Raw genomic sequence first — 13,425 nt, forward strand, 5'->3', positions numbered from 1 at the left:
TTCCCGCCGGCTGACCCCGCACCAGCGACCCGACCAACCCCGCGGAGCACCCGACAGAACCGCACGCCGGACACTCCCGCACGCCGTCACACCAGGTCCAGCAGACAACACCGAATCCGAGATCAATCAGCAGCGTCATGAATGACCGGGGCTAGCGGAGAACAGTCTCGTCGGCGCTCGGGACCGGCGCACCAGGGTCCCGTATCCGGTCCGGACAGCTTGCCTGTCCTGGTCGAGCGGCGCCTCTGCGGGCAGGCGACCGAGTCGACCTGAGTGAAACCGAGTCGCCGTCGTAGTGCATGCGGCGCATCCCGTTGTTGTCGATTTCTCGTGGTGGATCCCGGGATCCCTCGGCGATTCGTGTGCGATCGGCTCGGAAACATCCAAGCAGTGAGGTCGTGGGGGTTCAGCGGGTCGAGCTCCGTGCAATTGCGGAGCGATGACGCGACATGAGAAAAGCGTCGCCAAGCGGTGTGAGGCGGGGGAGCGCCCTCGCGATTCCCGAAGCAGGTTCAGTCGGGAGCCGGACCGGCCGGGCGGCGGGCGGAAGGACGCGTGACCGCTCCCCGTCGACCGTACGTGAGCTTGACATCACACCGAGGGACCGGACACAGTGCCTCATTGTACCGATCAGTCAGTACGTCCGTGCTGGATGCAGCGTGCATGGCCGCGGGTTCGACCTTCCCCGTGACTGACCTTCCCCGTGACAACGACGCACAGCAGAAGGAGTTGATGGTCTGTGGTTGACGCACCGACTCGAGGGGCCTGGTGGTTCGGCATCGACGTGGGTGGCACGTTCACCGATGTCGTGGGCGTCAACCGGGAGACCGGTGAGACGCGGGAGCACAAGGTGCTCACCACGAAGCCCGACCTCGAGCAGGGCGTGATCGCCGCCCTGCGCGAGACGGGGATCCCGATCGAAGAGGTGGGCGAGATCGTCCACGGACACACCAGCGGCATCAACGCCGTGCTCAGCCGGACGGGGGCGCGGGTCGCCCTCCTCGCGACGGCAGGCCACCGCGACCTGCTCGACATCGGACGGCAGGACCGCCAGTTCGGCCCGGAGTTCTACGACCCCAGCTGGCTCCGCCCGCACCAGGCCCGGCCGATCGTCAAGCGGCAGGACCGCTACGGGATCACCGAGCGCGTCGGGTGGGACGGCACACAGGTGCTCCCGCTCGACGAGAACCAGATCCGGACGGCCGCCCGTGAGCTCCGAGAGAAGGGCATCGACGCCGTCGCGGTCTGCTTCCTGAACTCCTACATCACCCAGGAACACGAGCAGCGCGCAGCGGACATCGTCCGCGAGGAGTTCCCCGAGGCCTACGTCCAGACCTCGGCGCTCTACCCGGTGACCAAGGAGCACGAGCGGACGGCGACCGTCGCGCTCGACGCCTACGTCGGCCCGATCGTGACCCGGTACCTCCAGCGTCTGGTCGAGGGGCTGGACAAGACCGGCTACACGGGTTCGCTCTGGATCATGACGATGAACGGCGGCATCGGCACGGTCACCGAGACCTCGAAGGCGCCCGTCTTCCAACTGGTCTCCGGACCGGTCGGTGGGGTGAACGGCGCGGTCCACTTAGCCCGCACGTCCAACAACCCGAACCTGCTCACGATGGACGTCGGCGGCACCAGCACCGACATCGCCGTGGTGCAGAACGGCGAGCCGCCGATGACCGACCTGTGGTCGATCGAGAACGGCCTGACGATGACGATGCCGGTCCTCGACATCCACAGTGTCGGGTCCGGCGCCGGCAGCATCATCCACATCGACGCGGTGGGCAACCTGCGCGTCGGCCCGCAGTCGGCGGGCTCCACCCCGGGCCCCGCGTGCTACGGCCGCGGGGGCACCCAGCCCACGCTCACCGATGCCTGCGTGGCGTTGGGGATCCTGCAGCCCGACCTGTTCGCCGGTGGGGCGCTCACACTGAACGTGGACCTCGCTCGCCAGGCGCTGGCGACGGTGGCAGACAAGCTCGGGATGGGCGTGGACGAGCTGGCCGACGCAGCCTACCGGCTGGCGTGCAGCGACATCGCCGGCTCGATCCGCTCCATCTCGACCTACCGAGGCCTGGATGTCCGCGACTTTGGACTCCTGGCCTTCGGCGCGGCGGGACCGATGGTGGCCGACCGAGTGGCACGCGAGCTCGGCGCGCGGAAGGTGCTCGTGCCGTCGAGCCCTGGTGAGTTCTCCGCCTTTGGGCTGCTGACGAGCGACCTGCGCGTCACCCGCGCCCGCTCGCCGCTGACCACGCTCAACGACCACGACCCGCACGCGCTCGAGGCTGCCTACGCCGAGATGGAGCGCGACATCATCGAGGACCTCGGCCGGCAGGGCGTCTCCGCGGAGAGCGTCGAGTTCGAGCGCGCGTTCTTCGCCATGTACCGCGGCCAGACGTGGGACAACCGGCTCCCGCTGCAGAGCGGCACGATCGACTCCGAGACGATCGAGACGATGCTGCGGCAGGTCCACGACCTGTACGAGCACCGGTACGGATTCAGCGCCGAGGAGATCCCCGTGCTGGTCACCACCCTGGAGGTGACCGGCGTGTCCCGCCGACCCGAGATGGCGTCGTTCCACGCATCGACCGCGGAGACATCCACGGATCCGCAACGCCGCGTGGCACTCCGCCTCGCCGGTGTCGAACATCCCGACTCGCCGGTCTACACCCGGGTGCAGCTGGCCGGCGGCATGTCGGTCAACGGCCCGGCGATCATCGTCGAGGCTTACGCCACGACGGTCGTGAATGCAGGCTCCACCGCCTCCGTCACCGACACCGGTGAGCTCCTGCTGACGCTTGACGAGGACTGAGGGACTGATCACCGTGACCATCGACACGAACACCCAGCTTCCGGCGAGCCTCGACGCCAAGGAGATCGCCCGCCGCTACGGCGCAGAACTGGTCGAGCTGGAGACCATCCGTTACGGCCTGCTCGAGATCGCGCGTGACATGCACGAGTCGCTCGTGCGCAGCTCGTTCTCGCCGATCGTGCGCGATATCCAGGACTGCACTGCTGCTATCCACATGCGTACCGACGCAGGCTGGGAGACCGTGGCTTCCCGCGAGGGTGCGATGCAGCACGCCTTCACCGCCCAGCACATGTGCAACTTCCTCATGGAGGAATGGGACGAGGGGTCGTTCCAGCCCGGTGACACTATCTTCGTCAACGACCCGTGGCGTGGCGCGATCCACCAGTCCGACGTCAACCTGTTCCGGCCCATCATCATCGACGGGCGTGTCGAGTTCGTGCTGCACTCGACGTCGCACGTCCTCGACCTGGGCGGTGCGATTCCCGGTGGTTTCGCCAACGGGGTGCAGACGCATTTCGAGGAGCAGCTGAAGTTCCCGCCGACGCTGCTCTATGCGGGCGACGTCGCGGTGCGCTCCGCGTTCAACTACATCCTGGAGAACACACGGGTCCCGTCGAGCCTGCTGGGTGACCTGCGGGCGCTCTACGGCTGCCTGGCCGTCGGCGACGCGCGTCTGCGGGAGCAGGTCGACCGGTTCGGCCTGGCGACGGTGCGCGCCGGCGGCCAGTACGGCATGGACCGCATCGAGCAGTCGATGCGGGCCGCCATCGCCGCGGTCCCCGACGGCGACTATGCCGTCGAGGACTTCATCGACGAGGACGGCGTCACCGACGAGGAGCTCAGGATCGCTGCCACGGTGCGGGTGCGTGGGGACTCGATGGAGGTCGACTTCTCCGGGACCGGGCGGCAGCCGCTGGGCAACGTCGGGACGGCCTGGATCGAGAGCACGCGGTGCATTCAGGGCATCAAGATGGTTCTCGACCCGCACTCGCCCGTCAACAGCGGAACGCTCCGCCCGATCGAGTCGCTCCTGCCGCCCGGCAGCGCGGTGTGCGTCCTACCTCCGTCGAGCGTGTCCAACCACCTCGACATCGGCAGCAGAAACATCAACATGATGACCACCGCCATGAGCATGGCGCTCCCCGAGTTGGGGGTGGCGCCGGACAGCGGCAACTTTGCCGCGATGATGATCGGCGGGTTCGACGACCGTCCGGGGCACGAGGGGCCGTGGGCCGGGGCAATCCTGCCGGGCGGGGCGTGGGGCGGTACCTACAGGTCGGACGGCCTCACGAGCGTCACACCGGCAATCGGAGCCTGCCGGTCCTCGGTGTGGGAGCACATCGAGCGCGAGAGCCCGATCGTGCCGCTGATGCACGAGTTCCTGCCGGACTCGGCGGGCGCCGGATTCCACCGCGGCGGGTTCGGCGGCGTCTTCACGCTCCTGCCGCTGTCCACGACGTACGTGACGATCACGGGTGACCGCAGCAAGCGCGGTGCGCCGGGCGTCAACGGCGGCGGCCCCGGCTTCCCGTTCTACGCCTGGCTCGTTCCGTCGGACGACCCGAGCGTCGTGCTCGACGTGTTCGACCTGCGCGGGTGCGAGCCGCTGTTCGGTGTCTTCGACGACAAGGGCCGACCGCTGCCGGGCGACGGGGACTTCGGCCTCGGCGCCCGCTACCAAACGGCGAAGGTCGCCGGCCTGGAGATCAAGCCGGGACAGGCGCTGCGGGTGCTGTTCGGTGGTGGCGGCGGCTGGGGCGACCCGTTGGAGCGCCCGGTCGATCGGGTGCTGGCGGACGTCGAGGAGGGGCTCTACAGCCCCGAATTCGTCCAGCGTGCCTTCGGCGCCGTCATCTCCTCCTCGGGTCAGGTGGACACCGACAGGACCACCGAGCTGCGCAAGGAGCTAGCCGAGGCGCGCAAGGCAGGGGCCTGGACCGTGCCTACGGCCTGCCCGACCAACTGGATCGTCTGAGTCCAGCCCGTCAACGAGTGAAAGGACGGCTCTCATGGGAGTCGAACGTCTGATCTTCGCGCCGCCGGAGGAGGCGGAGCTTCACGTGGAGCGCACCCCGGTGGAGGTGACCTGCCCACGCTGCAGTTCCACCAACGTGGCCCGGTACCCGGTGGCCAACTACGTCGGCCCGCGGATCGTCACCAAGTGCCAGGAGTGCTTCCACCATCTCTCGGTCGACGTGCCGACCGCGGACGACCATTGGCCGCCATGGCGGTCGGCGACGATGGACTGGCCCTCCTCGCGGGCCGGCTGAGCGGCGCCGCGAACCGTTGAACCGTCGCACGGCCCGAGCCGATCGATTGGTCGGCTCGGGCCGTTCGCTGGACGAGTGTGGCCGGAGAGGGAGCAGTTCGGGTGAGCAGTGAGATGCCGGCGATTGACCGGCTGGGTGTGGCAGTGGGGCTGCGCACTCTGGGGGCGCTCGACATGGCAGAGCTTGCGCAGGCTGCCGAGCGCACCGGGCTGAGCCGGTTCGTCGCGATGGAGGCGTGGCGGGAGACGATCGTGCCGCTGTCCGCATGTGCCCTGCGGACGGAGCGGATCGGGCTGGCCACAGGAGTGATGCAGGTCTTCCCCGTCAACCCCGTCATGGTCGCGTTGCAGGCCAGTGAGCTTCAGGAGCTCAGCGGTGGCCGCTTCACGCTCGGGCTCGGGGTCGGTGCGGCGTTCGTGGTGCCGCGCTGGTTCGGGGTTCCGTACGAGAAGCCGATGACCCGGATACGGGAGTTCCTGGAGATCGTGCGCGGCGTGCACGAGTCGGCGGGCTCCAGCCCCTTCTCCTACGACGGTGAGCTGTTCGGCATCCGCAAGTACAGCCTCGGGGATGAGCCGGTGCGTCCGGTTCCTCTCCACATCGCCGCCGTCGGACCGAAGATGCAGGAGCTGGCCGGGGAGCTCGCCGATGGTGTCATGGTTGGTGCACTGCATTCCGCGGAGCACCTCGGGGACGTGCGGGAGCGGCTAGCCGTCGGTGCGGCCCGAGCCGGTCGCGCCGCGGCCGGAATCGAGATCTCGTACCACCTCGTCGCGGCGTGTGACCAGGACGGCGATCGTGCCCGCTCCCTTGCGCGGCGTTCGATCTCCTACTGCACGCAGTATCCGCACTATCTGAAGCGGTTCGCCGCGGAGGGCTTCGGGGCGCAGGCGGAGCAGATCGGCCAGCTGGTTCGCCGGCACGAGAACGACTCCGCCGAGGCGCAGGTGACGGACGCGATGCTGGAACGCTTCGCTGTCGCCGGCACACCTGCCGAGTGCCGTGAACAGCTGCGTCCCCACCTGTCGGGAGACGCCGTACCCATCCTGACCCTATTCCCCTTCCGGGTGTCCGAGCAGGAGGTCATGGCGTCGCACCACCTGCTGCTCAAGGAGCTCGGCACCCTTGGGGCGTGACATCCGACGGCAACGGCGAAGGAGCTGACTATGCAAGGCGTGATGCGAGCGATGCGTCTCAAGACCGTCGGCGTGGACCCCTCGCTGACCGAGATACCCGTCCCCGAACCGGGGGAGGGGGAGGTGCGCATCGCGATGCGGGCATGTGGCATCTGCGGCTCGGACCTGCACGTCGTCGACGGGTCCACTGTGGTCGACCGGCTGCCCGTGACGATGGGGCACGAGCCGTCCGGTGTGGTGGACGCGCTGGGTGCCGGGGTGGACTCCCTGTCGTGCGGTCAGCGCGTCGTGGTCAATGGCTTGGTCCCCTGCGGGACGTGCGGGCAGTGCACGAGGGGACGTCGCAACCGGTGCGAGCAGCTCTGCATCCTGGGCCTCGGCCGGGATGGGGCGCATGCCGACTACTTCACCGTTCCCGCCGAGAGCGTCATCCCCCTGCCCGACGGGATCGGGTTCGAACTGGGCGCGATCATCACCGACGCGATCGCCACGCCGATGCACGCGATCCGCAAGTCCGGCGTGCAGAAGGGGCAGACCGCGGCGGTCTTCGGGCTTGGTGGGCTCGGCATTCACGCGGCGATGATCCTGCGCCAGCTTTACGAGGTCGAGGTCGTGGGCATCGACGTCGATGACGCCGCGCTCGCCAACGCCCGCCGGGCCGGTGTGGCCGACGTCGTCGATGCCCGCGAGGCGCAGGTGGCCCGGCGTATCCGCGACGAGACGGGCGGAGGTGTCGATGTCGCCTTCGAGTTCGTCGGTTCCGCTGCGGTGGTCGAGCAGGGCCTGCGCTCCCTGCGGCCGGGCGGGACGTGCGTCGTCGCGGGGGTGCATCCGAACCGACTGCAGCTGGGTCTCCGCCAGGAGACGCTGGTGGCGAGGGAACTCACGCTCACAGGCTCGCTGGGTTACACCAACGAGGACATCAGCGACCTGCTCCACCTGGTGAACACCGGGGAGCTGGTGTTCGACGACACGGTCAGTCATGTCTTCGACCTCGCCGACTACCAGACCGGTCTCGACACGCTCCGGCAGCCGGACTCCGCATCCATCCGTGTGGTCATCACCGCGGATGCCTGACCCGCCGAGAAGGTTCACCGCAGCACCCGATTTGCAGATCCGCCGTCCAAGACCAGGTAGGCCCGTACCCCCTTCGAGAGGTCAATGATGATTTCGGCACGTGAGGATGTCACCGTCCGTACCTTCTGGGAGCAGCGTGTGGACGCGGCCCCCGACGCGCCCTTCCTGATCTACGGCGACCAGCGGTTCTCGTACGGGAAGTTCGACGCGTCGGTCAACAGGCTGGCCAACGGTCTTCTCGCCCACGGGGTCGGGCAGGGCGACAAGATCGCCCTGCTGCTGCCCAGCGACATCCGGTTGCTGCGCCTGCAGCTGGCGATTCAGAAGATCGGCGCGGTGATGGTGCCGATGATCCCGACCCTCACCCACGGCGAGATCACCTACGTGCTTCGGCACTGCGAGCCGTCGGTGCTGGTCACCGACGGCAAGGGATACGGGGTCATCGCCGACGGGGGAGGCCTTGACGTCGACCACCCGATGCGGGTCTACAGCTTCGGTGGTGAGCCACTCGATGCGGCGGACCTGGAGAGCGAGGAAGCGGACCGGCCGCCAGCTCTGACGATCACTGCCGCCGACCCGATGGCGATCATGTACACCTCCGGGAGCACCGGGAAGCCCAAGGGCGTGGTTCAGCCTAGCGCCGGCTTCGTCTCGGCCGGTCGGGCGATCGCGGAGCGGCTCGGGGCGACCGCCGCGGACAACTTCTTCTCCTGTCTGCCCCTGTTCCACGCGGCCGCGACGCACATGCTGATGTCTCCGGCCATCGCCGTCGGAGCGCGCTTCACCCTGGAGCCTACGTTCAGCCGCAGTGGGTTCTGGGACCAGGTCAGGCGATCGGGCGGCACGATCACGCTGGTGATGCCGGCTCAGCTGTCAATCCTGATGACCGCACCACGACGGGACGACGACCGCGAGCACAGCATGCGCATCGTGTTCAGCCACATCAGGCCCCAGCGCTTCTGCGACCGGTTCGGCGTCGAGGTGTGCACGACCTGGGCCATGACGGAGACGTGCGGGCTCGGAACGCTCACGGTGCCTTTCGAGGGGGACCACGCTCCGAAGCTGATCGGCGTTCCGATGGGGGACGCCGAGATCAAGATCGCTGACGAGACGGGCGAGCCCGTCGCGGCCGGTGAGCTCGGCGAGCTCTGTTTCCGCCACCCGAACGTGATGCGCGAGTACTACAACGACCCGGACAACACCGCGCGCACCCTGCGCGACGGATGGGTGCACTCCGGCGACCTGTGCGCGATGGACGACCAGGGGCGCGCCTACTTCCACGGCCGCATCAAGCACATCATCAAGCGGGCGGGAGAGAACATCGCAGGCGAGGAGGTGGAGTTCGCCATCGCGGCCCACCCCGCGGTCGAGGAATGTGTCACCTCCGGGGTGCCGGACCCGATCTACACGGAGGAGGTACACGCCACGGTGCGCCTCGGCGACGGCCATCAATGGACGGAGCAGGACATCATCGAGTGGTGTTCCACGCAGCTCGCCGACTGGAAGATCCCGCGCTACATCACGCTGGCGTCCGCTGAGCTCCCGAAGCTGGCGAACGGGAAGACCGACCGCCGGACGATCAACCGGAACCTCGACCTGAGCCGAGCGTGGGACCGCTCCAAGCACATGAACTGAGCGCACCTGAACAAGGTCTGAGCGTCGCGGGCGCCTCGTCCGGCAACTCCCGCCTCGCCATCGTGAGAGAGGGACCCATGGTCTTCACCCCTGTACCCCGGTTCGGGGGCGTGCGTCCGGACGGCCGTGCGCGCACCCTGCGATGACCGTCTCCGGGTCGCCTGCGGCCGCCGACGCGGCCGTCATGCGCGAACCGCTGGCGCACTGGGCCCGCGGCGAGTACGGCCCGTCGGCACAGGTGCCCGACGTCTGGCCGATGCCCGGCAACTCGGGGCTCAGCTTCGGCTTCGACGTCGTCGTCCCCGGCAACCCGCCGGAGAGGTTGGTCATCCGGCTGAGCCCACCCGGGGTCGCGCGCCGCGGGAACACGGACGTGCTGCGGCAGGTGCCGTTGCTGCGGAGCCTGCAAGCCAGCGGCATCCCCATCGCCCGCGTGACCTGGTCCACCGGCGACCCAGCCTGGTTCGGCACGGACGCGGTGGTCCAGCAGCGCCTGGACGCCCGGCCGCTGCACATGTGGGACGCCGGGCTGGACCACCGGCTGGCGGCCGGCGGCGCGGCCCCCTTCCTCGTGCAGGCGGTCGACGTGCTCGCCGCGATCCACGCGGCCCCCTGGGAGGACACGCTGCGCGACTGGGAGGCGCCTCGGTCACTGGAGTCGGAGCTGCACTTCTGGGACGACATCCTTGGCAGGTCCGACCAGGCGGGCTGGGTGCAGGCCGGACGGGAGCTGCGCGATGTGCTGCTCGCGAGCCGGCCCGAGGGCACTCCGTGCGGGGTTTTCCACGGCGACTACCAGACGAACAACGTGCTGTACGACGACGCAGGCACGCTCGTCGCGATCGTCGACTGGGAAATCTCGGGCCTAGGTGCACAGCTCATCGACCTCGGCTGGCTGACGCTGTTCACGGACGCCTCCTGCTGGGATGCCGGCTACGTGGCGGCCATGCGGGTTCGAGCCCGGCCCGAGTGGCTGCGGGACAGGTACGAGCAGGCGAGCGGGCGCTCTGTGGACTCGTTCGACTGGTTCCGGGCTATGGCGTGCTTCCGGTTCGGGGCCATCGCCGCGTTCAACGTCCGACTACACCGCAGTGGCAGGCGTCCGGATCCGCGCTGGGACCACATCGCCCCGTCGGTGACGACCCTGTTCACCCGTGGCCGTGCCCTGGCGCTCAGCTAGGTAGCCATCGCCACGACCGGCCGAGACCAGGGCCGGCTGCTTCCCGAACGTCGATGCCGAAGAGGAGACCCCGTGATCGATTTCTCGCTGGACCCCCAGATGGAGGAGCTCCGGACGAGAGCGAGGGAGTTCGTCCGTGACATCGTCGTCCCGCGGGAGCACGACCCCCGCCAGGACCGGCACGGCCCGAGCGATGAGCTGCGGCTTGAGCTCGTGGCGCAGGCGCGGTCCGCCGGGCTGCTCTCTGCGCACGCTCCCGTCGAGTGGGGCGGGCTGGGGCTCGACCACCGGGGGAGGGCCCTCCTCCTGGAGGAGGCGGGCTACTCTCCGATCGGCCCCCTCGCGCTCAACGTGCAGGCACCGGACGAGGGCAACACGAACCTCCTGGAGAAGGTTGCCACGCCCGAGCAGAAGGAGCGCTTCCTGCGCCCCCTGGTCTCGGGAGAGCAGCGATCTGCCTTCTGCATGACGGAGCCGGATGGGGGAGCGGGATCGGACCCGCGGCTCCTGCGGACCACCGCCACCCCCGACAGCAGGGGTGGCTACGTTCTCAACGGTCGGAAATGGCTCATCACCGGCTTCCCCGGGGCCCGGTTCGTCATCGTCATGGCCCGTACCCTGGACGACACCGGCCGCGACCTCGGGGCGAGCATGTTCCTGTTCGACACCGAGCGGGCCGGCATGACGATGGTGGGTCAACTGAACACCATGGACAATAATTCGCCGGGTGGGCACGCGATTGTCGACTTCGAGGACGTGCGGGTCGGTGCAGACGAGGTCCTGGGCGAGGTCGGCCGCGGTTTCCGCTACGCACAGCTCAGACTCGGACCGGCACGCATGACGCACTGCATGCGCTGGCTCGGCGCGGCGCGGCGGTGTCACGACATCGCCGTCGACTACGCCCGCGAGCGTCACGCGTTCGGCAAGCGGCTGGGGGACCACGAAGGCGTTGGATTCATGCTGGCGGACAACGAGATGGACCTGCACTCCTCGCGCCTGCTCATTTGGCAGGCGTGCTGGTTGCTCGATCAGGGCGCCCGCGCCCGGGAGGAGACCAGCATGGCGAAGGTCTACTGCTCGGAGGCGCTGAGCCGGGTCGTGGACCGGTCCGTGCAGATCCTCGGCGGGCGGGGCATCACCGATCACACGGTGGTCGAGCGGATTTATCGGGACATCCGCTCGTTCCGCATCTACGACGGGCCGTCCGAGGTGCACCGGTGGGCGCTGGCCCGCTCCATCGTCGATGAACCCGGAGGCCGTGAGGCGGGTATGAAGTGACGGGTCTTTCACACGCCGACCACCACAGAGCGCCCGCGTGCCGCGCGCCGTGGCGCCGTCCTGTGTTGCAATTGGACCGACTAGTACCATCGAGTCGGCCGCCAGTCCGGAAGCGTGCCAGATGCGCGGTCGGAGGAGTCGAGGTCTCATGAACGGCGAACAACCGGCGGAATGCGGCGCACGCGAAGGGTCGACCCGCGAAAGGATCCTCCGCGTCGCGGCGGAGAAGTTCGCTGAAAAGGGTTTTCACGGAACGGGCGTCGCGGAGCTCGGCGATGCGGCCGGGATCAAGCGCGGCGCCCTCTATTACCACATCGGGTCGAAGGAAGACCTGCTGTTTCATCTGTCTCGCCGCCACGTGGAAGAGGCGCTCGTCTGCGGTGAGGCGGTCGTGGCGGAAGCGGTCGGCGCAGTCGAGAAGTTTAGGCTTCTCGTGCGCGAGCATCTGCGAACGCTCGCCGCGCGGCGTTCCGAAGTCATCGTCGTCATGCACGAGATGCACGCCCTCACCGGTGAACGAGCCAAGAAGTTCAAGCGCCTCCGCGTGCAGTACGAGCAGCTGTTCGAGAAGATCATGCGGGAAGGTGTCGAGGAAGGCGTCTTCCGGAGCGCCGACCGCATCGAGGTCCTCGGGGTCCTGAGCATGTTGAATTACACCTACGTCTGGCTCGACCCGAACGGGCCAGTCCCCGTGGACGAGATCGCCGATCGGTTGGCCAACCTCATCCTGCACGGCGCTCAGCTGCCGGAGCGGGACAAAGCTGCTGTGCAGCGCAATGCACGGCAGTCTCATGAGTATCAGTAGGCCGCCTTTACTCGATCACCCGGGTAGCTGTGGTAGGCGGTGTGCCGCCGCCGGTTGCGTATCGGTTTCCGTCACCGTCGCCTCGAGGTCCTCAAGGGGCCTCCGTGAGCTGTTGGTCTTACCCTAGACGCGCCAGCCCAGCTTCGCCCCGGAACACATTTTGGCAAATAGAATACTCGCTCAGGTAGGGGCGGCCTTGCAGATGACTAGCCCCGATCATTCATGACGCTGCTGATTGATCTCGGATTCGGTGTTGTCTGCTGGACCTGGTGTGACAGCGTGCGGGAGTGTCCGGCGTGCGGTTCTGTCGGGTGCTCCGCGGGGTTGGTCGGGTCGCTGGTGCGGGGTCAGCCGGCGGGAATGGGCAGGGCGGCGAGCCGGTCGAACGCGGCGGCCAGGTGTTGGGCCCCAGTGTGGTTCCCCCGAGATCGTGGAGGGTTCCTTATGCCGCGTCTCGGTTTGGGGCGGCGTTCTCGTAGTTGATCGGTGAGAGCCCGGCTGCGGCGCTGTGTCGTCGCCGGTGGTTATAGAAGCCGTAGCACCAGTCGATCACCACGGCCCGAGCCCTGCTGGTGCTGTCGAAGTCGTTGCGGGACAGTACTTCCCAATCCAGACTGGAGAAGAACGCCTCCGCTGCGGCGTTATCGAAGCACGACCCGACCCGGCCCATGGACTGGCGGATCTCCAGCCGTCGACACAGGGCGGTGAACGGTCCCGCGGTGTAGGTCGAGCCGCGGTCGGTGTGGAAGATCACCCCGGCGATCCGGTCCGCTCCGCCGCGGGCCGCGATGGCCATCCGGACGGCCTCACAGGCCAGCTCGGCGTTCGGGTGCAGGCCGGTGGCCGCACCGAGCAGCCGTCGCGAGTACAGGTCGATCACCGTGGCCAGATACAGCTTCCCGGCCGCGGTGGGGATCTCGGTCATGTCCCCGACCCAGCGGCGGTTGGGCTCGGCGGCGGTGAAGTCGCGTTTGAGCAGGTCGGGGAACTTCGGTGCCGTGCGGTCCTGGCGGGTCAGCCCGTTGCGCCTCTTGATCCGGCGGGCGATCAGACCCTGGCGACGCATCGAGTCCGCCACGGTCTTCTCCGACACCTTCCATCCGGCCTCGCGCAGGTCCGCGTGCGACCGCGGCGAGCCGTGCAAACGCTCAGCAGCGTCGAACCCGGCCGCCACAGCGGCGTCGAGCGCACTACGGCGTTGCTCGGTAGCGGTCGGGCCGCTGTTCGCG

The 13,425-nt window shown here is 68.4% G+C and carries 10 protein-coding genes; 9 read left to right on the forward strand and 1 reads right to left on the reverse strand.

Annotated elements, in window-relative coordinates; all coding sequences use genetic code 11:
* Positions 1 to 739: 739 nt before the first annotated feature.
* From ABZ881_RS30180 to ABZ881_RS30220, 9 genes are all read left to right on the forward strand, one after another.
* The gene (locus tag ABZ881_RS30180; protein ID WP_358489324.1) at positions 740 to 2,815 is read left to right on the forward strand and encodes a hydantoinase/oxoprolinase family protein; all 2,076 of its coding nucleotides are present in this window, start codon (positions 740 to 742) and stop codon (positions 2,813 to 2,815) included.
* A gap of 13 nt (positions 2,816 to 2,828) precedes the next feature.
* Complete coding sequence (locus ABZ881_RS30185; RefSeq protein ID WP_358489326.1) at positions 2,829 to 4,790, forward strand: hydantoinase B/oxoprolinase family protein; 1,962 nt, start codon at positions 2,829 to 2,831, stop codon at positions 4,788 to 4,790.
* Positions 4,791 to 4,824: 34 nt separating this feature from the next.
* A complete protein-coding gene (locus ABZ881_RS30190; RefSeq protein ID WP_358489328.1) occupies positions 4,825 to 5,085 on the forward strand; it encodes a hypothetical protein in 261 nt (86 codons plus the stop codon).
* A gap of 101 nt (positions 5,086 to 5,186) precedes the next feature.
* Positions 5,187 to 6,221 (forward strand): LLM class flavin-dependent oxidoreductase, encoded by a 1,035-nt coding sequence (locus ABZ881_RS30195; RefSeq protein ID WP_358489331.1) that lies wholly within the window; start codon positions 5,187 to 5,189, stop codon positions 6,219 to 6,221.
* A 30-nt stretch (positions 6,222 to 6,251) separates the two neighbouring features.
* On the forward strand, positions 6,252 to 7,298 hold the full coding sequence (locus tag ABZ881_RS30200; RefSeq protein WP_358489333.1) for a zinc-binding dehydrogenase: 1,047 nt from the start codon (positions 6,252 to 6,254) through the stop codon (positions 7,296 to 7,298).
* 87 nt (positions 7,299 to 7,385) lie between these two features.
* Entirely contained in the window at positions 7,386 to 8,933 is a 1,548-nt protein-coding gene (locus tag ABZ881_RS30205) for a class I adenylate-forming enzyme family protein (protein ID WP_358489336.1), read from the forward strand.
* 142 nt (positions 8,934 to 9,075) lie between these two features.
* A complete protein-coding gene (locus tag ABZ881_RS30210) occupies positions 9,076 to 10,113 on the forward strand; it encodes a phosphotransferase family protein (protein ID WP_358489338.1) in 1,038 nt (345 codons plus the stop codon).
* Between the two features lie 72 nt (positions 10,114 to 10,185).
* Complete coding sequence (locus tag ABZ881_RS30215) at positions 10,186 to 11,391, forward strand: acyl-CoA dehydrogenase family protein (protein WP_358489339.1); 1,206 nt, start codon at positions 10,186 to 10,188, stop codon at positions 11,389 to 11,391.
* A gap of 148 nt (positions 11,392 to 11,539) precedes the next feature.
* A complete protein-coding gene (locus ABZ881_RS30220) occupies positions 11,540 to 12,196 on the forward strand; it encodes a TetR/AcrR family transcriptional regulator (protein ID WP_358489342.1) in 657 nt (218 codons plus the stop codon).
* A gap of 442 nt (positions 12,197 to 12,638) precedes the next feature.
* Here ABZ881_RS30220 and ABZ881_RS30225 read toward each other — a convergent pair.
* Positions 12,639 to 13,425, reverse strand: a 787-nt coding sequence (locus ABZ881_RS30225) for an IS3 family transposase (RefSeq protein ID WP_358489344.1), incomplete at its 5' end; no start/stop codon positions are given.

Origin of the sequence: Pseudonocardia sp. NPDC046786 (assembly GCF_040645415.1) — a bacterium.
GTDB classification, from domain to species: Bacteria; Actinomycetota; Actinomycetes; order Mycobacteriales; family Pseudonocardiaceae; genus Pseudonocardia; species Pseudonocardia kongjuensis.